The organism is Herbaspirillum sp. CAH-3, assembly GCF_009668275.1.
In the GTDB taxonomy this organism is placed as follows: domain Bacteria; phylum Pseudomonadota; class Gammaproteobacteria; order Burkholderiales; family Burkholderiaceae_D; genus Herbaspirillum; species Herbaspirillum aquaticum.
The window spans coordinates 52,433-75,720 of sequence record NZ_VSWE01000012.1 but is presented as its reverse complement, the minus strand read 5'-3'; the positions used below and the strand labels follow the sequence as shown (position 1 = coordinate 75,720).

The following is a 23,288-nucleotide window of genomic DNA, read 5'->3' as shown; positions in this document are numbered from 1 at the left end:
CCATCCCCGCAGACGCCGGTCCGGCAGAGCCCACCGCTGGCCACCGGCGTCTTTTTGTTTCACGTTTCGCGTTTTTCGAGCTGATCCGCCCATGACCGCACCCGCCGCTTCCTGGCAGCAATACCTGAACCGGCGCATGCTGATCTGCGTCTTCCTCGGTTTCACCTCCGGCCTCCCGCTGTTCATCCTGCTGAGCCTGTTGCAGGCCTGGCTGGCCAAATCGGGCCTGAACGTCAAGACGCTCGGCCTGTTTGCACTCGTGATGTTCCCCTACACCTGGAAGTTCGTGTGGTCGCCACTGATGGACCGCTTCCATTTCGGCCGCATGGGCCGCCGGCGCGGCTGGATGGTGTTCACCCAGCTGTTGCTGTTCCTGGCCATTGGCGGCATGGGCATGCTGGATCCGCTCACCGACGTGAGCACGATTGCCTTCATGGCCTCGGTGGTGGCCTTCCTCTCGGCCAGCCAGGACATCGCCATCGACGCCTACCGGCGCGAGATCCTGCCCGAAGCCGAGCTGGGCCTGGGCAGCGCCATCCACGTCAATGCCTACAAGCTCTCGGGCATGGTGCCGGGCGCGCTGTCGCTGGTGCTGGCCGACCAGATGCCCTGGCCGACCGTGTTCTGGATCACTGCGGCCTTCATGCTGCCGGGCCTGCTGTGCTCGCTGGTGGTCAAGGAACCGAAGGTCTACGGCACGCCGCCCAAGAGCCTGAGCGAGGCGGTGGTGCTGCCTTTCCGCGAATTCATCGCTCGCGGCGGCTGGGGCAATGCGCTGTGGGTGCTGGGCTTCATCTTCCTCTACAAGCTGGGCGACAGCATGGCCACGGCGCTGGCCACCAAGTTCTACATCGACCTCGGCTTCTCGATGACCGAGATCGGCGTGGTCTCCAAGACCACCAGCCTGTGGGCCAGCGTGGCCGGGGGCATCATCGGCGGCATCTGGATGGTGCGGCTGGGCATCAATCGCGGGCTGTGGGTGTTCGGGGTACTGCAGGCGGTACCCATCCTCGGGTTTGCCTGGCTGGCCCACGTCGGTGCCAACCTGCCGGTGCTGGCGGTGGTGATCGGGCTGGAGGCCTTTGGCGTCGGGTTGGGGACCACGGCCTTTGTCGCTTACATCATGCGCGAGACCGATCCCCGCTACACCGCCACCCAGTTTGCGCTGTTCACCAGTTTGATGGCCGTGCCTCGGACTTTCGTGAATTCTTCGGTGGGATATATCGTCGCCGACACCGGCTGGTTAAATTTTTTTCTAATTTGTTTCGTTCTGGCCTTGCCTGGAATGCTGATGTTGCCTAGAATTGCGCCCTGGAATGAAAAGCCGGTTGAGTCGCAGACACAAAAAGCCTGAAGATTCGAAAAAACGTCGCGGGTCGTTCCTCTGAGCAATATCCGGCAGTTGATAAAATATTTTGCCTTGAAGCGAAAATTTAGTTGACAGTCCAGAGATGTTCCTCTATAGTTTTGAGTTCCCTGCACGGAGAGGTGGCCGAGTGGTTAATGGCAGCAGACTGTAAATCTGCCCTCTTACGAGTACGCTGGTTCGAATCCAGCCCTCTCCACCATTAGGCCGGGAGTCAAAGCAGTCTGCAGTACATACGCGATCGAAAGACGCGGCGGTTGTGAAGTGAAAGTTGTTTCCTCGCGGGTGTAGCTCAATGGTAGAGCTGAAGCCTTCCAAGCTTAAGACGAGGGTTCGATTCCCTTCACCCGCTCCAAGTTTTGGTCCGGTTGCATGTTTGGTTGTTGTGCAGTCGGAAAAATGCCCTTGTAGCTCAGTGGTAGAGCACTCCCTTGGTAAGGGAGAGGCCACGTGTTCAATCCACGTCAAGGGCACCAGTTTCTCGTCGTATCGCTGACAAGTCAGTAATCAGTCGGGCGTGTTGCCTGGACATTCTCATCAAATTTAGGAGTCTAAGATGGCAAAAGGCAAGTTTGAACGGACCAAGCCGCACGTGAACGTCGGCACCATCGGTCACGTTGACCACGGCAAGACCACCCTGACCGCTGCAATCGCAACCGTTCTGTCGAAGAAGTTCGGCGGCGAAGCGAAGGCCTACGACCAGATCGACGCAGCGCCTGAAGAGAAGGCACGCGGCATCACCATCAACACCGCGCACGTCGAATACGAAACCGCGAACCGTCACTACGCGCACGTTGACTGCCCAGGCCACGCCGACTATGTGAAGAACATGATCACCGGCGCAGCCCAGATGGACGGCGCGATCCTGGTGTGCTCGGCCGCTGACGGCCCGATGCCGCAGACCCGCGAACACATCCTGCTGTCGCGCCAGGTTGGCGTTCCTTACATCATCGTCTTCCTGAACAAGGCTGACATGGTGGACGACGCTGAGCTGCTGGAACTGGTGGAAATGGAAGTCCGCGAACTGCTGTCGAAGTACGAGTTCCCTGGCGACGACCTGCCCATCGTGAAGGGTTCGGCCAAGCTGGCGCTGGAAGGCGACACCGGTCCCCTGGGCGAACAAGCCATCATGGCCCTGGCAGAAGCCCTGGACACCTACATCCCGACCCCGGAACGTGCCGTTGACGGTACCTTCCTGATGCCGGTGGAAGACGTGTTCTCGATCTCCGGCCGTGGCACCGTGGTGACCGGTCGCGTTGAGCGCGGCATCATCAAGGTCGGCGAAGAAATCGAAATCGTCGGTATCGCTGACACCCAGAAGACCACCTGCACCGGCGTGGAAATGTTCCGCAAGCTGCTGGACCAAGGTCAAGCTGGCGACAACGTTGGCGTGCTGCTGCGCGGCACCAAGCGTGAAGACGTGCAGCGTGGCCAGGTTCTGGCCAAGCCGGGTTCGATCAAGCCGCACAAGCACTTCACCGGCGAGATCTATGTTCTGTCGAAGGATGAAGGCGGCCGTCACACCCCGTTCTTCAACAACTACCGTCCGCAGTTCTACTTCCGTACCACCGACGTGACCGGTGCGATCGAACTGCCGAAGGACAAGGAAATGGTCATGCCGGGCGACAACGTGTCGATCACCGTGCAACTGATCAACCCGATCGCCATGGAAGAAGGCCTGCGCTTCGCTATCCGTGAAGGCGGCCGTACCGTCGGCGCCGGCGTGGTTGCCAAGATCTTCGACTAAGATCAAGCTGTAAAACACTTTGCCGCGGTGCGTAACGTATCGCGGCATTCGTGTCTCAATCGCGAGTTTTTGTAGGGGCGTAGCTCAATTGGCAGAGCGTCGGTCTCCAAAACCGAAGGTTGGGGGTTCGATGCCCTCCGCCCCTGCCACCGAATCTGGTGCAGGGTACTGAAAGTAAATATGTCTAGCCAGCCAGTTCAAACCGTCAACACCTCCAACGACAAGATCAAGATCGCATTGGCGATTGTGGCTGTGGTTGCAGGCGTGGTCGGTTTTTTTGTGTTGTCTGATCAGTCGACTCCGGTGCGCGCTGTCGCCCTGGTCGCCGGTCTGCTGGTGGCTGTGGCGTTTGCCTGGACGTCTGCACAAGGCCGCGGCTTCGTCGGTTTCGCCAAGGAATCCGTGCGCGAAACCAAGAAAGTCGTCTGGCCCACCCGCAAGGAAGCCATGCAGATCACTGCGGTGGTCTTCGCATTCGTGCTGATCATGGCGATCTTCCTCTGGGGTACGGACAAGTTGCTCGAGTTCCTGTTGTACGACGTAATTTTGGGCTGGAAATAACATGAGCGATAGCACGCAAGACAGCGCACCGATTGGTGCGCAAAGCGTTTCAAGCGCCGGAAACAAGCGCTGGTACGTGGTGCATGCATATTCCGGCATGGAAAAGAGCGTGCAGCGCGCGCTGACCGAGCGCATCAACCGCGCCGGCATGCAAGAACAGTTCGGCCAGATCCTGGTGCCGACTGAAGAAGTCGTTGATATGAAGAATGGTCACAAGTCCGTGACCGAACGTCGTTTCTTCCCGGGCTACGTCCTGGTCGAGATGGAAATGACGGACGAAACCTGGCACCTGGTGAAGAATACCGCCAAAGTGACCGGTTTCATCGGTGGCAAGTCGAATCGTCCGACCCCGCTGCCGCAGCGCGAAGTGGACTCGCTGCTCCGCCAGATGCAAGAAGGCGTCGAGAAGCCCCGTCCGAAGGTGCTCTACGAAGTTGGCGAAATGGTCCGCATCAAGGAAGGCCCGTTCACCGACTTCAACGGCAACGTCGAGGAAGTGAACTACGAGAAATCGCGCGTGCGCGTCTCGGTCACCATCTTCGGTCGCGCCACCCCGGTCGAACTCGAATTCGGCCAACTGGAAAAAGTCTGATCCCGCCCTCCGGAATCCCGCCTTTCCCTGTCAAGTTTTCAACGCCCGCTGGAGCGTCCCGGACAAGTCATCGTCCGATCATCCAGTCATCCGAGGAGCCGCAGTAAGGAGCCGCAAGGCGAATGACACGGCGCTACAACTCAATCAATAAGGAGCCGTCATGGCAAAGAAGATTATTGGTTTTATCAAGCTGCAAGTGCCAGCTGGTAAAGCAAACCCGTCCCCCCCGATCGGCCCGGCCCTGGGTCAGCGCGGTCTGAACATCATGGAGTTCTGCAAGGCCTTCAACGCCCAGACTCAAGGTGTCGAACCCGGTCTGCCGATTCCGGTCGTGATCACCGCCTTCGCGGACAAGTCCTTCACCTTCGTGATGAAGACCCCGCCGGCAACGATCCTGATCAAGAAGGCTGCTGGTATCCAGAAGGGTTCCGCCAAGCCGCATACCGACAAGGTCGGCAAGATCACCCGCAAGCAAGCGGAAGAGATCGCAACCCAGAAGAAGCCGGACCTGACCGCTGCTGATCTGGAAGCTGCCGTGCGTACCATCGCTGGTTCCGCACGTTCGATGGGCATCACGGTGGAGGGTCTGTAATGGCTAAGGTATCCAAGCGCGTCAAGGCAATGAAGGAAAAGGTCGATCGTACCAAGGCCTATCCGTTCGACAACGCCGTTTCCCTGATCAAGGAATTTGCAACCGCCAAGTTCAACGAATCGATCGACGTCGCCGTCCAGCTGGGCGTGGACGCGAAGAAGTCGGACCAAGTGGTCCGTGGTTCGGTGGTGCTGCCTGCCGGTACCGGCAAGACCGTTCGCGTGGCCGTGTTCGCCTCCGGCGACAAGGCTGAAGCTGCCAAGGCAGCTGGCGCTGACGTGGTCGGCATGGAAGACCTGGCAGAGCGCGTGAAGGCCGGCGACATGCCGTTCGACATCGTCATCGCTTCGCCCGACACCATGCGTATCGTCGGTACCCTGGGTCAGATCCTGGGTCCCCGTGGCCTGATGCCGAACCCGAAGGTTGGCACCGTGACCCCGGACGTGGCCACTGCCGTCAAGAACGCCAAGGCTGGTCAAGTGCAATACCGTACCGACAAGTCCGGTATCATCCACGCCACCATCGGCCGCAAGTCGTTCTCCGACGCCGATCTGAAGGCCAACCTGCTGGCCCTGATCGATGCCCTGAACAAGGCCAAGCCGGCCAGCAGCAAGGGTGTGTACCTGCGCAAGATCGCTCTGTCGTCCACCATGGGCGCTGGCGTTCGCGTGGACCAGGCTTCCCTGGCTGCCTAAGCAAGCAATACAGTCCCCGTTTCCGTGAGGAAGCGGGGCATCTCTTTGGGCTGTCGCAGTTGATTGCAATCAGCAATTGATTGCGGCAGGCCTTCAAAGACCGTTGGGCGGAAGCCGGCAGCAGCAAGCCGGACGAAGTTAAAAGCGCTGGGCGCAAGTCCAGTGGACCCAACGCAGATGGTGAACCCGAGCAAGTTTCGTAGTCTCAGGCAGCATATTCAGTTTTGCCCTATGCTGCAGTGAACTCCTAAACGTCGGACGCCGTGTTCGAACCGGTGCAAGGCAAGCAGGCAGTGGCCTGTGTAGTGGCCGAGTACTATTTTTGGAGGTTGATCTTGAGTCTCAATCTGAATGACAAGAAGGCCGTCGTCGCCGAAGTTTCCGCAAAGGTTGCATCTGCGCAAACGATCGTCGTGGCCGAATACCGTGGCATCCAGGTTGGTTCCTTGACGCAACTGCGCGCACAAGCGCGTGCCCAAGGCGTATACCTGCGCGTGTTGAAAAACACGCTGGCTCGTCGCGCCATCGAAGGCACGAAGTTTGCCGACCTCGCCCCGCAACTGACCGGTCCGCTGATCTACTCGATCTCGGAAGATGCCGTGGCCGCTGCCAAAGTCGTGTCCGACTTTGCCAAGACCAACGACAAGCTGGTTGTGAAGGCAGGTAACTACGAAGGCAAGCAGCTGGACAAGGCTGCTGTGGCTTCGCTGGCAAACATCCCGTCTCGCGAAGTTCTGCTGGCCCAGGTCCTGGGCATGATGCAGGCTCCGGTGTCGGGCTTTGCGCGCGCTCTGGCTGCCCTGGCAGCCAAGAAGGAAGCCGAAGCCGCATGAGGCACGGCCGCTTGAAGCGGCCCCGCTCTGCAGTTTCGACGCTTTCGCGTCACTACCAATCTGATGTTATTACCGAAATAAATTTAGGAGTTTCAAATGGCAATTAGCAAAGAAGACATCCTGGAAGCCGTTGGCGCGCTGTCCGTGATGGAACTGAATGACCTGGTCAAGGCATTCGAAGAGAAGTTTGGTGTTTCCGCTGCCGCAATGGCCGCTCCCGCCGCTGGCGGTGGTGCTGGTGCTGCTGCTGCTGCTGAAGAGCAGACCGAGTTCACCGTTGTGCTGGCTGAAGTCGGCGCCAACAAGGTCGGCGTCATCAAGGCCGTGCGTGAAATCACCGGTCTGGGCCTGAAGGAAGCCAAGGATCTGGTTGACGGTGCACCGAAGCCGGTCAAGGAAGGCATCGCCAAGGCTGACGCTGAAGCTGCCAAGAAGAAGCTGGAAGAAGCTGGCGCCAAGGCCGAACTGAAGTAATTCTCTTGCCTACCAAGGCGAGTCATTACTCCGGAGTCAAAGTGCAGAATCCCTTGAAAAAGGGATTCGGCTTTGGCTCCTTTGTCGTTTCTTATTTTTGCTGGTGATGTTGATGCGCCGCAGTATTCGTTGTCGGGAATATTAAGCGCGATCTCAGCAAAAAACTAGGGTAGACATTTGAAGATTTGAGTGCCGATGGCCCGGACTGCTTTCCCGGCAAGTCGCGCGGTCTGATCGAATCTTGAATTCTCTATCCTTCCTGTCACTCACGGAGTGTCCATGCACTACTCATTTACTGAGAAGAAGCGCATTCGCAAATCCTTCGCGAAACGCGCAAACGTCCACAACGTTCCGTTCCTGCTCGCGACTCAGATCGAGTCGTATCAGAATTTCCTGCAACCCGAACGTGCTGCATCGGAACGCAAGAACGAAGGCCTGCAATCGGCTTTCACCTCGATTTTCCCCATCGTGTCGCACAATGGCTTTGCGCGCCTCGAATTCCTGTCGTATGTGCTGGGCGCTCCGCCGTTTGACGTCAAAGAGTGCCAACAACGTGGCCTGACCTTCGCGTCCCCGCTGCGCGCCAAGGTGCGCCTGGTGATTCTGGACAAGGAGTCGCCCACCAAGCCGGTCGTCAAGGAAATGAAGGAGCAGGAAGTCTACATGGGCGAACTGCCCCTGATGACCACCACCGGTTCCTTCGTCATCAACGGCACCGAGCGCGTGATCGTGTCCCAGCTGCACCGCTCCCCGGGCGTGTTCTTCGAACACGACCGCGGCAAGACGCACTCGTCGGGCAAGCTGCTGTTCTCGGCCCGCATCATTCCTTACCGTGGCTCCTGGCTGGACTTCGAATTCGACCCGAAGGACATCCTGTTCTTCCGCGTCGACCGCCGCCGCAAGATGCCGGTGACGATCCTGTTGAAGGCCATCGGGATGACCTCCGAGCAGATCCTGGCGAACTTCTTCGTCTTCGACAACTTCAACCTGCACGCCGAAGGCGCGGACATGGAGTTCGTCTCCGAGCGCCTGCGCGGTGAAGTCGCACGTTTCGACATCACCGACAAGTCGGGCAAGGTGATGGTCGCCAAGGACAAGCGCATCAACGCCAAGCACGTGCGTGACATCGAAGCCGCCGGCATCAAGCACATCTCCGTGCCTGAGGACTACCTGCTGGGCCGCGTGCTGGCCAAGAACATCGTCGATCCGGACACCGGTGAAGTCGTGGCCAGCGCCAACGACGAGCTGACCGAAGAACTGCTGGCCAAGCTGCGCGAAGCCAACATCTCGGCCATCCAGACCCTGTACACCAACGACCTGGACCAGGGCGGCTACATTTCGCAGACCCTGCGTACCGACGACACCGCCGACCAGACCGCCGCGCGCGTGGCGATCTATCGCATGATGCGTCCTGGCGAACCGCCGACTGAAGAGTCCGTGGAAGCCCTGTTCAACGGCCTGTTCTACAGCGAAGACCGCTACGACCTGTCGGCCGTGGGCCGCATGAAGTTCAACCGTCGCGTCAGCCGCGACGAGCTGACCGGTCCGATGACCCTGTCCAATGACGACATCCTGGCCGTCATCAAGATCCTGGTCGAACTGCGTAACGGCCGCGGCGAAGTCGATGACATCGACCACCTGGGCAACCGTCGCGTGCGCTGCGTGGGCGAACTGGCCGAAAACCAGTTCCGCGCCGGTCTCGTGCGCGTGGAACGCGCCGTCAAGGAACGCCTGGGCCAAGCCGAGGCGGACAACCTGATGCCGCACGACCTGATCAACTCCAAGCCGATCTCGGCTGCCATCCGTGAGTTCTTCGGTTCGTCCCAGCTGTCGCAGTTCATGGACCAGACCAACCCGCTGTCGGAAATCACGCACAAGCGCCGCGTTTCCGCCCTGGGCCCTGGCGGTCTGACCCGCGAACGCGCCGGCTTCGAAGTGCGCGACGTGCACCCGACCCACTACGGCCGCGTCTGCCCGATCGAAACGCCTGAAGGCCCGAACATCGGCCTGATCAACTCGCTGGCGCTGTATGCCCGCCTGAACGAATACGGTTTCCTGGAAACCCCGTACCGCAAGGTCGAGGGCAGCAAGGTCACCAACCAGATCGACTACCTGTCGGCCATCGAAGAAGGTCGTTACGTGATCGCCCAGGCGAACGCGACCATCGACGGCGAAGGCAAGCTGTCCGACGAACTGGTGTCGGCCCGTGAAGCTGGCGAAACCATCCTGGTCTCGCCGGAACGCGTGCAGTACATGGACGTGGCCCCGGGCCAGGTGGTGTCGGTGGCAGCCTCGCTGATTCCGTTCCTGGAACACGATGACGCGAACCGTGCACTGATGGGCGCCAACATGCAGCGCCAGGCCGTGCCTTGCCTGCGTCCGGAAAAGCCGCTGGTCGGCACCGGCATCGAGCGTACCGTGGCAGTCGACTCCGGTACCACCGTGCAAGCCCTGCGTGGCGGCGTGGTGGACTACGTCGATGCAGGCCGTGTGGTGATCCGCGTCAACGACGACGAAGCGCAAGCTGGCGAAGTCGGTGTGGACATCTACAACCTGATCAAGTACACCCGTTCCAACCAGAACACCAACATCAACCAGCGCCCGATCGTCAAGATCGGTGACCGCGTGGCCAAGCATGACGTGATCGCCGACGGCGCCTCGACCGACATGGGCGAGCTGGCACTGGGCCAGAACATGCTGGTGGCGTTCATGCCCTGGAACGGCTACAACTTCGAAGACTCGATCCTGATCTCCGAAAAGGTCGTGGCTGATGACCGCTACACCTCGATCCACATCGAGGAACTGTCGGTGGTGGCACGTGACACCAAGCTGGGTGCAGAAGAAATCACCCGCGACATCTCCAACCTGGCCGAGAACCAACTGGCCCGCCTGGATGAGTCGGGTATCGTCTACATCGGCGCCGAAGTCGAAGCTGGCGACACCCTGGTCGGCAAGGTCACCCCGAAGGGCGAGACCCAGCTGACCCCGGAAGAGAAGCTGCTGCGCGCGATCTTCGGCGAGAAGGCTTCCGACGTGAAGGACACCTCGCTGCGCGTGCCCTCGGGCATGGTCGGTACCGTCATCGACGTGCAGGTGTTCACCCGCGAAGGCATCCAGCGTGACAAGCGCGCCCAGCAGATCATCGACGATGAACTCAAGCGCTATCGCCTGGACCTGAACGACCAGCTGCGTATCGTGGAAGGCGATGCCTTCCAGCGTCTGGAGCGTCTCTTGATCGGCAAGGTCGCCAACGGCGGCCCCAAGAAGCTGGTCAAGGGCACCAAGCTGGACAAGGCTTACCTGGACGATCTGGACAAGTTCCACTGGTTTGACATCCGTCCGGCCGATGACGACATCGCCAACGCGCTGGAAGCCATCAAGGAATCCATCGCCGAGAAGCGTCACCAGTTCGACCTGGCCTTCGAAGAGAAGCGCAAGAAGCTGACCCAGGGCGACGAACTGCCGCCTGGCGTGCAGAAGATGGTCAAGGTCTACCTGGCCGTGAAGCGCCGCCTGCAGCCTGGCGACAAGATGGCCGGCCGTCACGGTAACAAGGGTGTGGTTTCGCGCATTCTGCCGATCGAAGACATGCCGCACATGGCCGACGGTACCCCCGCCGACATCGTGCTGAACCCGCTGGGCGTTCCGTCCCGTATGAACGTCGGCCAGGTGCTGGAAGTTCACCTGGGCTGGGCGGCCAAGGGTCTGGGCCTGCGTCTGGGCGAGATGGTGCAGGCGCAAGCCAAGGTGGCGGAACTGCGCAAGTTCCTGACCACCATCTACAACGAGTCGGGCAAGAAGGAAGAACTGGATACCTTCAGCGATGAGGAAATCATCGAGCTGGTGACCAACCTGAAGAAGGGCGTGCCCTTCGCGACCCCGGTGTTTGACGGTGCACATGAAGAAGAAACCCGCCGCATGCTCGATCTGGCCTATCCGGACCCGATCGCCAAGCAGCTGGGCATGACCCCGTCCAAGAACCAGGTCACGATGTATGACGGCCGCACCGGTGAAGCCTTCGAGCGCACCGTGACCGTCGGTTACATGCACTACCTGAAGCTGCACCACCTGGTCGACGACAAGATGCACGCTCGTTCCACCGGCCCGTACTCGCTGGTGACCCAGCAGCCACTGGGCGGCAAGGCGCAGTTCGGCGGCCAGCGTTTCGGCGAAATGGAAGTGTGGGCACTGGAAGCTTACGGTGCCTCCTACGTCCTGCAGGAAATGCTGACGGTCAAGTCCGACGACGTGAACGGCCGTACCAAGGTGTACGAGAACCTGGTCAAGGGCGACCACGTGATCGATGCCGGCATGCCGGAATCCTTCAACGTGTTGGTGAAGGAAATCCGCTCGCTGGGTATCGACATCGACCTGGAACGCGAATGATGTAAAGGGGTGCGCGGCGCAGGCTGCGCACCCCGCCGGTTTTTCCGGCGAACCAAGAATTCAAGAATTCAGTATTGACGCATCGCTCCACGGGCGATGTGAACGAATCAAGAGATTCAAAAGATTCAAGCGAAGTACGGCAGTAAGCTGGGGAGGTCTGTCCCGGTATCGAGCGGCACCACGAAGCAGAGGCTTCGCTGGCTCTCCCGCCGATGCGAACAGGGTTAAGCAGGGTGAACCGGCCACACGTAAATTTAGTTTCTCACGCCAACCTGGAGTGATACATGAAAGCACTGCTCGATCTATTCAAGCAAGTCCAGCAAAACGAACAATTCGACGCGATCAAGATCGGTCTGGCTTCGCCTGACAAGATCCGCTCGTGGTCCTTCGGCGAAGTCAAGAAGCCGGAAACCATCAACTACCGTACCTTCAAGCCTGAGCGCGACGGCCTGTTCTGCGCCAAGATCTTCGGCCCCATCAAGGACTACGAGTGCCTGTGCGGCAAGTACAAGCGCCTGAAGCACCGTGGCGTGATCTGCGAGAAGTGCGGCGTGGAAGTGACCCTGGCCAAGGTGCGCCGTGAGCGCATGGGCCACATCGAGCTGGCTTCCCCGACTGCCCACATCTGGTTCCTGAAGTCGCTGCCGTCCCGTCTGGGCATGGTGCTGGACATGACCCTGCGCGACATCGAGCGCGTGCTGTACTTCGAAGCCTACGTCGTGACCGATCCTGGCATGACCCCGCTGAAGAAGTGCCAGATCATGTCCGAAGACGATTACGCCGCCAAGTACGAAGAGTACGGCGACGACTTCATCGCCTTCATGGGCGCCGAAGGTATCCGCGAACTGCTGCGCTCGATCGACATCGACCGCGAAGCGGAAACCCTGCGCCAGGAACTGAAGGACTCCAAGTCCGAAGCCAAGATCAAGAAGTACGCCAAGCGCCTGAAGGTGCTGGAGGCGTTCCAGCGCTCGGGCATCAAGCCCGACTGGATGATCATGGAAGTGCTGCCCGTGCTGCCGCCGGAACTGCGTCCGCTGGTGCCGCTGGATGGCGGCCGCTTCGCGACCTCCGACCTGAACGACCTGTACCGCCGCGTCATCAACCGTAACAACCGCCTGAAGCGCCTGATGGAGCTGCGTGCTCCTGAAATCATCACGCGCAACGAAAAGCGCATGCTGCAGGAAGCGGTCGACTCGCTGCTGGACAACGGTCGTCGCGGCAAGGCCATGACCGGCGCCAACAAGCGTCCGCTGAAGTCGCTGGCCGAAATGATCAAGGGCAAGGGCGGTCGTTTCCGTCAAAACCTGCTGGGCAAGCGCGTGGACTACTCGGGCCGTTCGGTCATCGTGGTGGGCCCGCAGCTGAAGCTGCACCAGTGCGGCCTGCCCAAGCTGATGGCCCTGGAACTGTTCAAGCCCTTCATCTTCAACAAGCTGGAACTGATGGGTCTGTCGACCACCATCAAGGCCGCCAAGAAGCTGGTGGAAGCGCAAGAACCGGTGGTCTGGGACATCCTGGAAGAAGTCATCCGCGAACACCCGGTCATGCTCAACCGCGCGCCGACCCTGCACCGTCTGGGCATCCAGGCGTTCGAGCCGGTCCTGATCGAAGGCAAGGCGATCCAGCTGCACCCGCTGGTGTGCGCGGCGTTCAACGCCGACTTCGACGGCGACCAGATGGCCGTCCACGTGCCGCTGTCGATCGAAGCGCAGATGGAAGCCCGCACCCTGATGCTGGCCTCCAACAACATCCTGTTCCCGTCCAACGGCGAACCGTCGATCGTGCCGTCCCAGGATATCGTGCTGGGTCTGTACTATGCCACCCGTGAAGCCATCAACGGCAAGAACGAAGGCATGATGTTCCAGGACGTGTCGGAAGTCATCCGCGCTTACGACAACAAGGAAGTCGAGCTGGCCACCCGTATCACCGTGCGTATCGTGGAACACCCGAAGGATCCGGTCACCGGCGAATTCGTGCGTACCGTCAAGCGCTACGAGACCACCGTCGGCCGCGCCATCCTCTCCGAGATCCTGCCCAAGGGCCTGCCGTTCTCGGTGCTGAACCGCGCGCTGAAGAAGAAGGAAATCTCGAAGCTGATCAACACGTCATTCCGCAAGTGTGGTCTGCGTGCCACCGTCGTGTTTGCCGACCAGCTGATGCAGTCGGGCTTCCGCCTGGCGACCCGCGCCGGTATCTCCATCTGCGTGGACGACATGCTGGTGCCGCCGCAAAAGGCCACCCTGATCGCGGCTGCCGAATCGGAAGTCAAGCAGATCGAACAGCAGTACTCCTCCGGTCTGGTGACCGCAGGCGAGCGCTACAACAAGGTGGTGGACATCTGGGGCAAGGCCGGCGACGAAGTCGGCAAGGCCATGATGGACCAGCTGAAGGTGGAAGACGTCGTCACCCGCGAAGGCAAGAAGACCACCCAGGAATCGTTCAACGCGATTTACATGATGGCCGACTCCGGCGCCCGTGGTTCGGCTGCCCAGATCCGCCAGCTGGCTGGTATGCGCGGCCTGATGGCCAAGCCTGACGGCTCCATCATTGAAACGCCGATTACCGCGAACTTCCGCGAAGGCCTGAACGTGTTGCAGTACTTCATCTCGACGCACGGCGCCCGTAAGGGTCTGGCCGATACCGCGCTGAAGACCGCAAACTCCGGCTACCTGACCCGTCGTCTGGTGGACGTGACCCAGGATCTGGTCGTGATCGAAGACGATTGCGGCACCTCCAACGGTTCGGCCATGAAGGCGCTGGTTGAAGGCGGTGAAGTCATCGAAGCCCTGCGCGACCGTATCCTCGGCCGTGTGGCTGCGACCGACATCGTCAACCCGGAAGATCAATCCACCCTGTACGAAGCCGGCACCCTGCTGGACGAAGACAAGGTCGAAGAGATCGAACGCATGGGTATCGACGAAGTGAAGGTTCGTACCCCGCTGACCTGCGACACCCGCTATGGCCTGTGCGCCAAGTGCTATGGCCGCGACCTGGGTCGTGGCCTGCTGGTGAACTCCGGTGAAGCCGTCGGTGTGGTGGCTGCGCAGTCCATCGGTGAGCCGGGTACCCAGCTGACCATGCGTACCTTCCACATCGGTGGTGCGGCATCGCGTGCAGCGGTGGCCTCCTCGGTGGAAGCCAAGTCCAACGGCACCGTGCGCTTCACCGCCACGATGCGTTACGTGACCAATGGCAAGGGCGAACAGATCGTCATTTCCCGTTCCGGCGAAGTGCTGATCACCGACGACCTGGGCCGTGAGCGCGAGCGTCACAAAGTGCCGTACGGCGCCACCCTGATCGTCAAGGATGGCCTGACCATCAAGGCCGGTACCGCCCTGGCAACCTGGGATCCGCTGACCCGTCCGATCATCACCGAGTACTCCGGTACCGTGAAGTTCGAAAACGTGGAAGAGGGTTCGACCGTGGCCAAGCAGATCGATGAAGTCACCGGTCTGTCGACCCTGGTGGTCATCGATGCGAAGCGTCGTGGTCCGTCCTCCAAGGTCATGCGTCCGCAGGTGAAACTGCTGAACGAACAAGGCGAAGAAGTGAAGATCGCCGGCACCGAACACTCGGTGACCATCGGCTTCCAGGTTGGCGCGCTGATCACCGTCAAGGACGGCCAGCAAGTGCATGTGGGTGAAGTGCTGGCCCGTATCCCGACCGAATCGCAGAAGACCCGTGACATTACCGGTGGTCTGCCGCGCGTGGCCGAGCTGTTCGAAGCCCGTTCGCCCAAGGATGCCGGCATGCTGGCCGAAGTCACTGGTACCGTTGCCTTCGGCAAGGAAACCAAGGGCAAGCAGCGTCTGGAAATCACCGACATGGAAGGCACCAAGCACGAGTTCCTGATCACCAAGGACAAGCAGGTGCTGGTGCACGACGGCCAGGTGGTGAACAAGGGCGAAATGATCGTCGACGGTCCGGCCGATCCGCAGGACATCCTGCGCCTGCTGGGTATCGAAGCGCTGGCCCGTTACATCGTGGACGAAGTGCAGGACGTGTACCGTCTGCAGGGCGTGAAGATCAACGACAAGCACATCGAAGTGATCGTGCGCCAGATGCTGCGCCGCGTGCAAGTGGTGGAGCCGGGCGACACCAACTACATCACCGGTGAGCAGGTCGAGCGCTCCGAGCTGCTGGACGAGAACGACCGCGTGACCGCCGAAGGCAAGATCCCGGCGACCTACGAAAACGTGCTGCTGGGTATTACCAAGGCATCGCTGTCGACCGACTCCTTCATCTCGGCCGCATCGTTCCAGGAAACCACCCGCGTGCTGACCGAAGCAGCCATCATGGGCAAGAAGGACGGCCTGCGCGGCCTGAAGGAAAACGTCATCGTCGGCCGCCTGATCCCGGCCGGTACTGGCCTGGCCTTCCACCGCGCCCGCAAGGAAAAGGATGCATGGGAAGCCGAAGAGCGCGCAGCACTGCTCGAAGCCGAACGTGCCTCCCGTTCCGACTTCGCCGACGAGGAAGTCTCCTCGACCGAATCCATCGGTGGCGGCGAAGGCGAAGCGTAAGCATCGTCGGCAAGGCAATACGGGGCGGCCAGCAGGACCGGCCGCCTCGGCAAGACAACAAGCTGCAAGAGAAAACGGCACCGGAAGCAATTCCGGTGCCGTTTTTTCGTTCATGGGGGTGTTGGCCAGGGCATCATGGCCTTCATATCCCTATTTATCCCTACTCACGGTAGGCCTTGCTGCTTGCGGAATTGCCAAGGATGAGTGAATCTTTTATCATCTCCAAATAATAATGATTCTCATCTGATTCCTGTCGCGTGGAATCAAACTTCATATCGACGACGACCTGCGCCCGCAGGCCGTTTTTATCCAAGAGGTAGCCAGCCAGCGCTAGTAACCGAACCAGACCAAGGGGTGGTTACCAGTGTTTCCATGCAAATCGAAGTGTGCAGCGGCCGTGTTCCTGGCGCTGCAGTCGTGGCTGTGCGCGAGTGTCTTTGCGCAATCGGCCGATCCCGATACCCAAGCCAGTCCCGCTCGCGCATCCGCAAGCGAGTCCATCACGTTGGCGCAGGCCAGCGGCAAGAAGCTGCAGGACGTGGTCGTCACGGCCAATCGCTCCGGCAGCAGTGACCTTGATCACGCCGCGGCGACGGCTTCCGTCATCACCTCCGAAGAGATCGAAGAGCACAACGCCAAGGACATCAAGGATGCCTTGCGTTACGAGCCGGGGGTGGAGGTGCGGCGCTCGGTATATCGCATGTCCGGCATCACCGGCGCGACCGCCAATACCGGGCGAGGCGGCAATGAGGGCATCACCATCCGCGGGCTCGATGGCAATCGCGTGCTGATGCTGGAGGATGGCATCGTCATGCCGCGCGCTTTCAGCCAGGGCGTGGCCAGCGTGGGACGGGGTGCGACCACCGATACCGAACTGTATCGCCGCATTGAAGTGCTGCGCGGCCCGGCGTCTTCGCTCTATGGCAGCGATGGCCTTACCGGCGCGGTCAATTTCATCACCAAGGACCCCTCGGACCTGCTGGAGGTCTATGGCAAGTCCAGCTATTTCTCCTTCAAACCTTCGTACGACTCGGTCGACAAAAGCTTTGGCGCCACCGCCAGTGCGGCCTGGGGCGGCCAGCAGTGGCAGGGCATGCTGATCCTCAATGCGCGCCACGGCAACGAGAGCGACAACAAGGGGACCAATGACGTGCGCGGCAGCGCCCGCACCACGCCCGACCCGATGAGCACTACCAATCGCTCGGCGCTGGGCAAGCTGGTCTTCAAGCCCAATGGCATCGACACGTTCAAGCTCACGCTGCAGGCCACCGAAGAGCGTGAGAGCGGTGACAGTCTCTCCGCGATCGGCAGCGGCGTGACGGCTTACAGCACCAGCAGCAAGTCCACCGGCCAGCGTGCCACGCTGGCCTACGAACGCAACGATGCGGAGCAGCCGTGGATACAGAAATTCAAGGCCAGCCTCACTTATCGCAATGCCGACACCGACCAGTTCACCAATGAAGCCGGCACCAGCACGGCGACGATCGTGCGGCCGCGTTTCCGTGCGGTTTCCTATAGCGACCAGATGATCAGCGGCAGCCTGCTGGCCGAGAGCAACTTCGGTTCCGACAGCTGGCGCCACAAGCTGGTCTATGGGCTGGACCTGAGCCTGTCCACCTTGCAGACCAGCGCCGACGGTACCGGCTGGACCAGTTGCACCGGGACGCAGTATTGCCAGTATTTCCCCAAGACCGAATCCACCCAGCTTGGCGCGTATGTGCAGGATGAGATGCGTACCGGGGCGCTGACCACCATCGCCGGCCTGCGCCTGGACAGCTATGAACTCAAGCCCAAGGCCAGCGCCAAGTACGATGCCCAGGCCATCGCCAACGGGCAGCCAGCAGTGAGCAGCCGCGACAGCGCCTTCTCGCCGCGCCTGGCTTTCCTCTATGAGGTCACACCGGCGTTCATTCCCTATATCCAATATGCGCGCGGCTTCCGTTCGCCTTCGCCGCAGGAGATCAATTCCTTCTTCAACAATACCGTCTATCGCCAGATCTCCAATCCGGACCTCAAGCCCGAAACGAGCAACACCGTCGAAGTCGGCCTGCGCGGCAAGCTGGCGGCCGGGCCCGGCGCGCTGCGCTACAGCGCGGCGGCGTACAAGGGCAATTACCGCAATTTCATCGACCTGGTGACCGTGCGCGGCAACCTCACGGTGGCCAACCCGACCATCTTCCAGTACCGCAATGCGGCCAAGGCCGAGATTCACGGGCTGGAAGGGCGCATCGATTACGCGCTCGACAATGGCTTCACGGTCAAGGGCGGCTTCGCCTGGACCAAGGGCACCACGACCACCAATGGCGTCGAGCAGGGCCTGGAATCGGTGGCCCCGCTGTCGGTGGTGACAGGCCTGCGCTATGAGCGCCCGCAGCAATGGTTCGTGCAGGGCGACCTGGTCTACAACGCGGCCAAGAAGAAGGAAGACATTCCGACGGCCACCAACTTCGTCTCGCCCTCCTTCTTCGTGATGGATCTCTCGGGTGGGGTTCACCTCACCCGCAACATGACCGTCACCGCCGGCTTCCGCAACCTGTTCGATCGCAAGTACTGGAGCTGGGCCGACATCCGCGGCTTGTCGCTGGCCGACAGCGCGGTCAACAAGGACGCCTATACCGAGCCGGGGCGCAGCTTCAACGTCAGCCTGAAGATCGCCTACTGAGTCGTCGGACCCGTCATCTCTCATTCATCCTGAAGGAATTCCATGAGCAAGCACATCATCGCCCGCCCCGCGTTGCGTCGTACCTCCCTGGTCCTCTTGCTGGCCACGACATTGGCCGCCGCTGGCTGCGCGACGCAGCCATCCTTGTCCGAACGCTGGACAGAGTTGCAGCGTTCGCAGCCAAAACTTCATACCCGAGATGCCGCACGTGAACTCGGTGTCAAAGAATCGGCCTTGCTGGCCACCCAGGTCGGGCGCAATGCCGTGCGCCTCAAGGGGGACCCGGCCGATATCGAGGCCCTGTTCGAGCGTCTGCCGGAGCTGGGCCGCATCAAGGCCATTACCCGCAACGAAGACGCCGTACTGGAACGCAGCGGAGAGGTGGCGCTCGTCAAACGCGATGAGCAGGGCAGGGTGATCCCCGGTACCGGCTTCGCCGGCGGACCCATCGACCTGCGCTTCGCCACGACCCGATGGGGCAGCGCCTTTGCGGTGGTACAAGCTGGGCGGGATGGCAAGACCAGCCGCAGCCTGCAGTTCTTCGATCGCCAGGGCGATGCGGTGCACAAGGTCTATCTCGACAATGAGCAACACGTGGCGCAATTCGATCGCCTGGTGGCGGACTTCAGGCTGCCCGATCAACAGGCCGCCTTGAACCTCGAGCCTGGCCCGGGAACGGCGGCCACGCAGCAGGCCACGCCCCCCGGTGCCGAGGCGATCCGCGAACTGCGCCAGTCCTGGCAGGAGCTGACCGACGTGCACCAGTTTCCGCGCCTGCTGCGCGAGCTCAAGCTGACCCGCCAACAGGCGCTGCAGCTCATCGGCCCGGAGTCGGCCTGGCGCATCGCACCCCAGGCGGCCCAGGCGCTGCTGGAGGAGGCCAGGCAACGCCAGCAGCCCATCATGGTGTTCGTCAGCAATGGCGGCATGACGCAGATCTACAGTGGCCTGATCGGCAAGACTGCGGTGGCCGGTGACTGGTACAACGTCCTCGATCCGGATTTCAACCTGCACCTGCGCGCCAAGGCGGTGGATCACGGCTGGGTGGTGCGCCGCCCGACTGATCACGGCATGATCACTTCAGTGGAGTTCTACGATGCGCAGGGGAAGCAGATCGTCAACTTCTTCTCCCGCCGCGACCGAGGCCAGCCAGAGACGATGCAGTGGCGCAACATGGTCGAGGCACTGCCGCGCGGCTGAACTTGTCCCCCAGGCAACGGAGCAACTGCACTCAACTTTTGCATGAGGGAAAACATTGCCATTTCGCCACCTGTAAACCGTGGCGAAATGGCCATAAACCGCGTCAATTCGGCGCGGCAGCCCCGTTCGGGTTGACCCGCTGGACATTCCGGCGTACACTCGCGAGTTCTCGAATTTAGGCTCTCCCGGGCTTATGCGTTCTTTGGTCTGAAACATCGCTTCTGCGACGCTACCTTCCCTTGCGGTCTTAAATCCGATTTGCGCATTGTCTTGCGCACAAGAGTTTCCTGTGTGGTTCCGGGCAACCGATTCCGGAACCTGTTTTCAATGTTGTACTTTGTTGGATTAAAACGATGCCAACCATCAATCAACTGATTAGCAAACCACGTGTCCGCGCGATCGTGAAGAGCAAGTCGCCGGCGCTGGAAAACAGCCCGCAAAAGCGCGGTGTCTGCACCCGCGTGTACACCACCACCCCGAAGAAGCCGAACTCGGCGCTGCGTAAGGTGGCCAAGGTGCGCCTGACCAACGGTTTCGAAGTCATTTCGTACATCGGCGGTGAAGGCCACAACCTGCAAGAACACAGCGTCGTGCTGATCCGCGGCGGCCGTGTGAAGGACTTGCCGGGTGTGCGTTACCACATGGTTCGCGGTGCACTGGATACCCAGGGCGTCAAGGATCGTAAGCAAGCTCGCTCGAAGTACGGTGCCAAGCGCGCCAAGGCAGCGAAGAAGTAATAATTGGTGTTTATCATGACGCTTTCGCGCGTCGTGTGAACAGACTCAGAGTCGGTCCAGGTTGGGCCGAGTAAGTGGAAGCCATGATGGCTCTCCGCGAGTGCAGGCGAAGTTGAAGCAGGGTTCGCCCACTCAACTGAAGATTGAAAGGAATCGAAATGCCACGTCGTCGTGAAGTCCCCAAGCGGGAAATTCTGCCGGATCCGAAGTTCGGCAACGTTGAAGTCGCCAAGTTTGTGAACGTGCTGATGCTGTCGGGCAAGAAGTCCGTCGCTGAAAACATCATCTACGGTGCCTTCGACTACATCCAGACCAAGTCGGGCAAGGACCCGCTGGAAGTGTTCTCCGCAGCCCTGAACAACTGCAAGCCGATGGTGGAAGTGAAGTCCCGCCGCGTCGGTGGCGCCAACTACCAGGTGCCCGTTGAAGTGCGTCCGGTGCGCCGTATGGCCCTGTCGATGCGCTGGCTGCGTGAAGCCGCCAACAAGCGCAGCGAAAAGTCGATGCCGCAGCGCCTGGGTGGTGAACTGATGGAAGCCGCCGAAGGCCGTGGTGGCGCCATGAAGCGTCGTGATGAAGTGCACCGTATGGCAGAAGCGAACAAGGCGTTCTCGCACTTCCGCTTCTAATCAAGACTGGGCTGGGGCGGACCCTATCCGGGTGTTTCCTGGCCTGCATCTAAATTGGTTCGAGCCGAGCGTTTATTTGAAAAAAATGACGCTCGGTTTCGTGCATTAAAGACTTAGGAATAAATCATGGCTCGCAAGACCCCCATTGAGCGCTACCGCAACATCGGTATCTCCGCGCACATCGATGCTGGCAAGACCACCACGACCGAGCGCGTGCTGTTCTACACCGGTGTGAACCACAAGATCGGTGAAGTGCACGACGGCGCCGCCACCATGGACTGGATGGAGCAGGAACAAGAGCGTGGTATCACCATCACCTCGGCTGCTACCACCTGTTACTGGAAGGGCATGGCGAACAACTTCCCCGCCCACCACATCAACATCATCGACACCCCGGGTCACGTTGACTTCACCATCGAAGTGGAACGTTCGATGCGCGTGCTCGACGGCGCCTGCATGGTCTACTGTGCAGTGGGCGGCGTGCAGCCGCAGTCGGAAACCGTGTGGCGTCAGGCCAACAAGTACAAGGTCCCGCGTCTGGCCTTCGTCAACAAGATGGACCGTACCGGTGCCAACTTCTTCAAGGTCTACGAGCAGATGCGTGCTCGCCTGAAGGCCAACCCGATCCCGATGCAAGTGCCTATCGGCGCCGAAGAAAACTTCGAAGGCGTGATCGACCTGGTCAAGATGCGCGCAATCTACTGGGACGACGCTTCCCAGGGCATGAAGTTCGACTACCGCGACATCCCCGAGCACCTGAAGGCTGACGCGCAGAAGTGGCGTGAAAACCTGGTCGAAACCGCTGCTGAAGCATCGGAAGACCTGATGAACAAGTACCTGGAAGAAGGCGACCTGACCGAAGCCGAAATCAAGGGCGCGATCCGTCAACGCACCATCTCCGGCGAAATCGTCCCGATGATGTGCGGCACCGCCTTCAAGAACAAGGGCGTGCAAGCCATGCTGGACGGCGTGGTTGAGTACCTGCCGTCGCCGGTGGACATCCCCCCGGTTCCGGGCCTGAACGAAGACGACGAGCCGGTCGTGCGCGAAGCCAAGGACGACGAGAAGTTCTCCGCCCTGGCCTTCAAGATCGCCACCGACCCGTTCGTGGGCCAGCTGTGCTTCATCCGTTGCTACTCCGGTACCCTGAACTCGGGCGACACCGTGCTGAACTCGGTGAAGTCGAAGAAGGAACGTATCGGCCGTATCGTTCAGATGCACGCCAACCAGCGTGAAGAAATCAAGGAAATGATGGCCGGTGACATCGCCGCCGTCGTGGGCCTGAAGGACACCACCACCGGTGACACCCTGTGCGACGACAAGGCAATGGTCGTGCTGGAGCGCATGGTCTTCCCCGAGCCGGTGATCTCGCAGGCTGTGGAACCCAAGACCAAGGCCGACCAGGAAAAGATGGGCCTGGCCCTGAACCGCCTGGCTGCTGAAGATCCGTCGTTCCGCGTGCGTACCGACGAAGAATCGGGCCAGACCATCATCGCCGGTATGGGCGAGCTGCACCTGGACATCATCGTTGACCGCATGAAGCGCGAATTCAACGTGGAAGCCACCGTCGGCAAGCCGCAAGTGGCTTACCGCGAAACCATCCGCAAGACCTGCGAAGAGTCCGAAGGCAAGTTCGTCAAGCAGTCGGGTGGTCGTGGTCAGTACGGTCACGTCGTCCTGAAGATCGAGCCGCAAGAAGCCGGCAAGGGCTTCGAGTTCGTCGACGCGATCAAGGGCGGTACCGTTCCTCGCGAATTCATCCCCGCCGTTGAAAAGGGCGTGCGTGAAACCCTGAATACCGGCGTGCTGGCTGGTTACCCTGTCGTTGACGTCAAGGTCACCCTGTTCTTCGGTTCGTACCACGATGTGGACTCGAACGAAAACGCCTTCCGCATGGCCGGTTCGATGGCCTTCAAGGAAGGTTGCCGCCGCGCCAGCCCCGTCATCCTGGAACCGATGATGGCTGTCGAAGTGGAAACCCCGGAAGATTACGCCGGTACCGTGATGGGCGACCTGTCCTCCCGCCGTGGCATGGTCCAGGGCATGGATGAAATCGCCGGCGGTGGTGGCAAGATCATCAAGGCTGAAGTGCCCCTGTCGGAAATGTTTGGTTACTCGACCACGCTGCGTTCGGCTACCCAAGGCCGTGCAACCTACTCGATGGAATTCAAGCACTACTCCGAAGCGCCCAAGAACGTGATCGACGCAATCGTCACTTCCAAGGCCAAGTAAGTTGCAGGAATGGCGATCCCTTCCGAGTGGAGGGGATCGCTGGCTGGATCACCGGC

The 23,288-nt window shown here is 60.5% G+C and carries 15 protein-coding genes and 4 tRNA genes; all 19 read left to right on the top strand.

From position 1 onward, the window contains the following. Positions 1–91: 91 nt before the first annotated feature. The 19 genes from FYB76_RS16480 to fusA all read left to right on the top strand — a co-directional run bounded on the left by FYB76_RS16480 (position 92) and on the right by fusA (position 23,232). Positions 92–1,354, top strand: coding sequence for an AmpG family muropeptide MFS transporter (locus tag FYB76_RS16480; RefSeq protein ID WP_088757199.1), 1,263 nt, complete (start codon positions 92–94; stop codon positions 1,352–1,354). Between the two features lie 128 nt (positions 1,355–1,482). Further along, a tRNA-Tyr gene (locus FYB76_RS16475) sits at positions 1,483–1,568 on the top strand. A gap of 79 nt (positions 1,569–1,647) precedes the next feature. Continuing rightward, a tRNA-Gly gene (locus tag FYB76_RS16470) sits at positions 1,648–1,721 on the top strand. 46 nt (positions 1,722–1,767) lie between these two features. After that, positions 1,768–1,842, top strand: a tRNA-Thr gene (locus tag FYB76_RS16465). A gap of 80 nt (positions 1,843–1,922) precedes the next feature. Further along, positions 1,923–3,113, top strand: coding sequence for an elongation factor Tu (tuf, locus tag FYB76_RS16460; protein WP_008334097.1), 1,191 nt, complete (start codon positions 1,923–1,925; stop codon positions 3,111–3,113). 73 nt (positions 3,114–3,186) lie between these two features. Beyond that, positions 3,187–3,262: transfer RNA gene (locus FYB76_RS16455), tRNA-Trp, on the top strand. A 31-nt stretch (positions 3,263–3,293) separates the two neighbouring features. Further along, the gene (gene secE, locus FYB76_RS16450; RefSeq protein ID WP_013232176.1) at positions 3,294–3,674 is read left to right on the top strand and encodes a preprotein translocase subunit SecE; all 381 of its coding nucleotides are present in this window, start codon (positions 3,294–3,296) and stop codon (positions 3,672–3,674) included. Between the two features lies 1 nt (position 3,675). Continuing rightward, positions 3,676–4,266, top strand: a complete 591-nt coding sequence (gene nusG / locus FYB76_RS16445) for a transcription termination/antitermination protein NusG (protein WP_034333546.1) — start codon at positions 3,676–3,678, stop codon at positions 4,264–4,266. Positions 4,267–4,426: 160 nt separating this feature from the next. Further along, complete coding sequence (gene rplK, locus FYB76_RS16440) at positions 4,427–4,858, top strand: 50S ribosomal protein L11 (protein WP_007875265.1); 432 nt, start codon at positions 4,427–4,429, stop codon at positions 4,856–4,858. Further along, positions 4,858–5,553 carry a 50S ribosomal protein L1 gene (gene rplA, locus FYB76_RS16435; RefSeq protein ID WP_008334113.1) on the top strand — a complete coding sequence of 232 codons (696 nt, stop codon included), beginning with the start codon at positions 4,858–4,860 and terminating at the stop codon, positions 5,551–5,553. The genes rplK and rplA overlap by 1 nt, the downstream gene beginning before the upstream one ends. 335 nt (positions 5,554–5,888) lie before the next feature. After that, entirely contained in the window at positions 5,889–6,386 is a 498-nt protein-coding gene (gene rplJ, locus FYB76_RS16430; RefSeq protein WP_041309939.1) for a 50S ribosomal protein L10, read from the top strand. A gap of 96 nt (positions 6,387–6,482) precedes the next feature. After that, positions 6,483–6,860, top strand: coding sequence for a 50S ribosomal protein L7/L12 (gene rplL, locus FYB76_RS16425; RefSeq protein ID WP_034333536.1), 378 nt, complete (start codon positions 6,483–6,485; stop codon positions 6,858–6,860). A 279-nt stretch (positions 6,861–7,139) separates the two neighbouring features. Beyond that, positions 7,140–11,246: a DNA-directed RNA polymerase subunit beta gene (gene rpoB, locus FYB76_RS16420; RefSeq protein ID WP_154134296.1), complete on the top strand. Its 4,107-nt coding sequence runs from the start codon at positions 7,140–7,142 to the stop codon at positions 11,244–11,246. Between the two features lie 284 nt (positions 11,247–11,530). Further along, positions 11,531–15,772 (top strand): DNA-directed RNA polymerase subunit beta', encoded by a 4,242-nt coding sequence (gene rpoC, locus FYB76_RS16415; protein WP_088757505.1) that lies wholly within the window; start codon positions 11,531–11,533, stop codon positions 15,770–15,772. Positions 15,773–16,169: 397 nt separating this feature from the next. Then, a complete protein-coding gene (locus FYB76_RS16410) occupies positions 16,170–18,434 on the top strand; it encodes a TonB-dependent hemoglobin/transferrin/lactoferrin family receptor (RefSeq protein ID WP_370516362.1) in 2,265 nt (754 codons plus the stop codon). Positions 18,435–18,476: 42 nt separating this feature from the next. Further along, positions 18,477–19,634 (top strand): hemin-degrading factor, encoded by a 1,158-nt coding sequence (locus FYB76_RS16405; RefSeq protein ID WP_154134295.1) that lies wholly within the window; start codon positions 18,477–18,479, stop codon positions 19,632–19,634. 353 nt (positions 19,635–19,987) lie between these two features. Beyond that, on the top strand, positions 19,988–20,371 hold the full coding sequence (gene rpsL, locus FYB76_RS16400; RefSeq protein WP_006465490.1) for a 30S ribosomal protein S12: 384 nt from the start codon (positions 19,988–19,990) through the stop codon (positions 20,369–20,371). 158 nt (positions 20,372–20,529) lie between these two features. Continuing rightward, positions 20,530–21,000 carry a 30S ribosomal protein S7 gene (rpsG, locus tag FYB76_RS16395; protein ID WP_006465489.1) on the top strand — a complete coding sequence of 157 codons (471 nt, stop codon included), beginning with the start codon at positions 20,530–20,532 and terminating at the stop codon, positions 20,998–21,000. 126 nt (positions 21,001–21,126) lie between these two features. Beyond that, a complete protein-coding gene (gene fusA, locus FYB76_RS16390; RefSeq protein WP_013232184.1) occupies positions 21,127–23,232 on the top strand; it encodes an elongation factor G in 2,106 nt (701 codons plus the stop codon). The last annotated feature ends 56 nt before the right edge of the window (positions 23,233–23,288 follow it).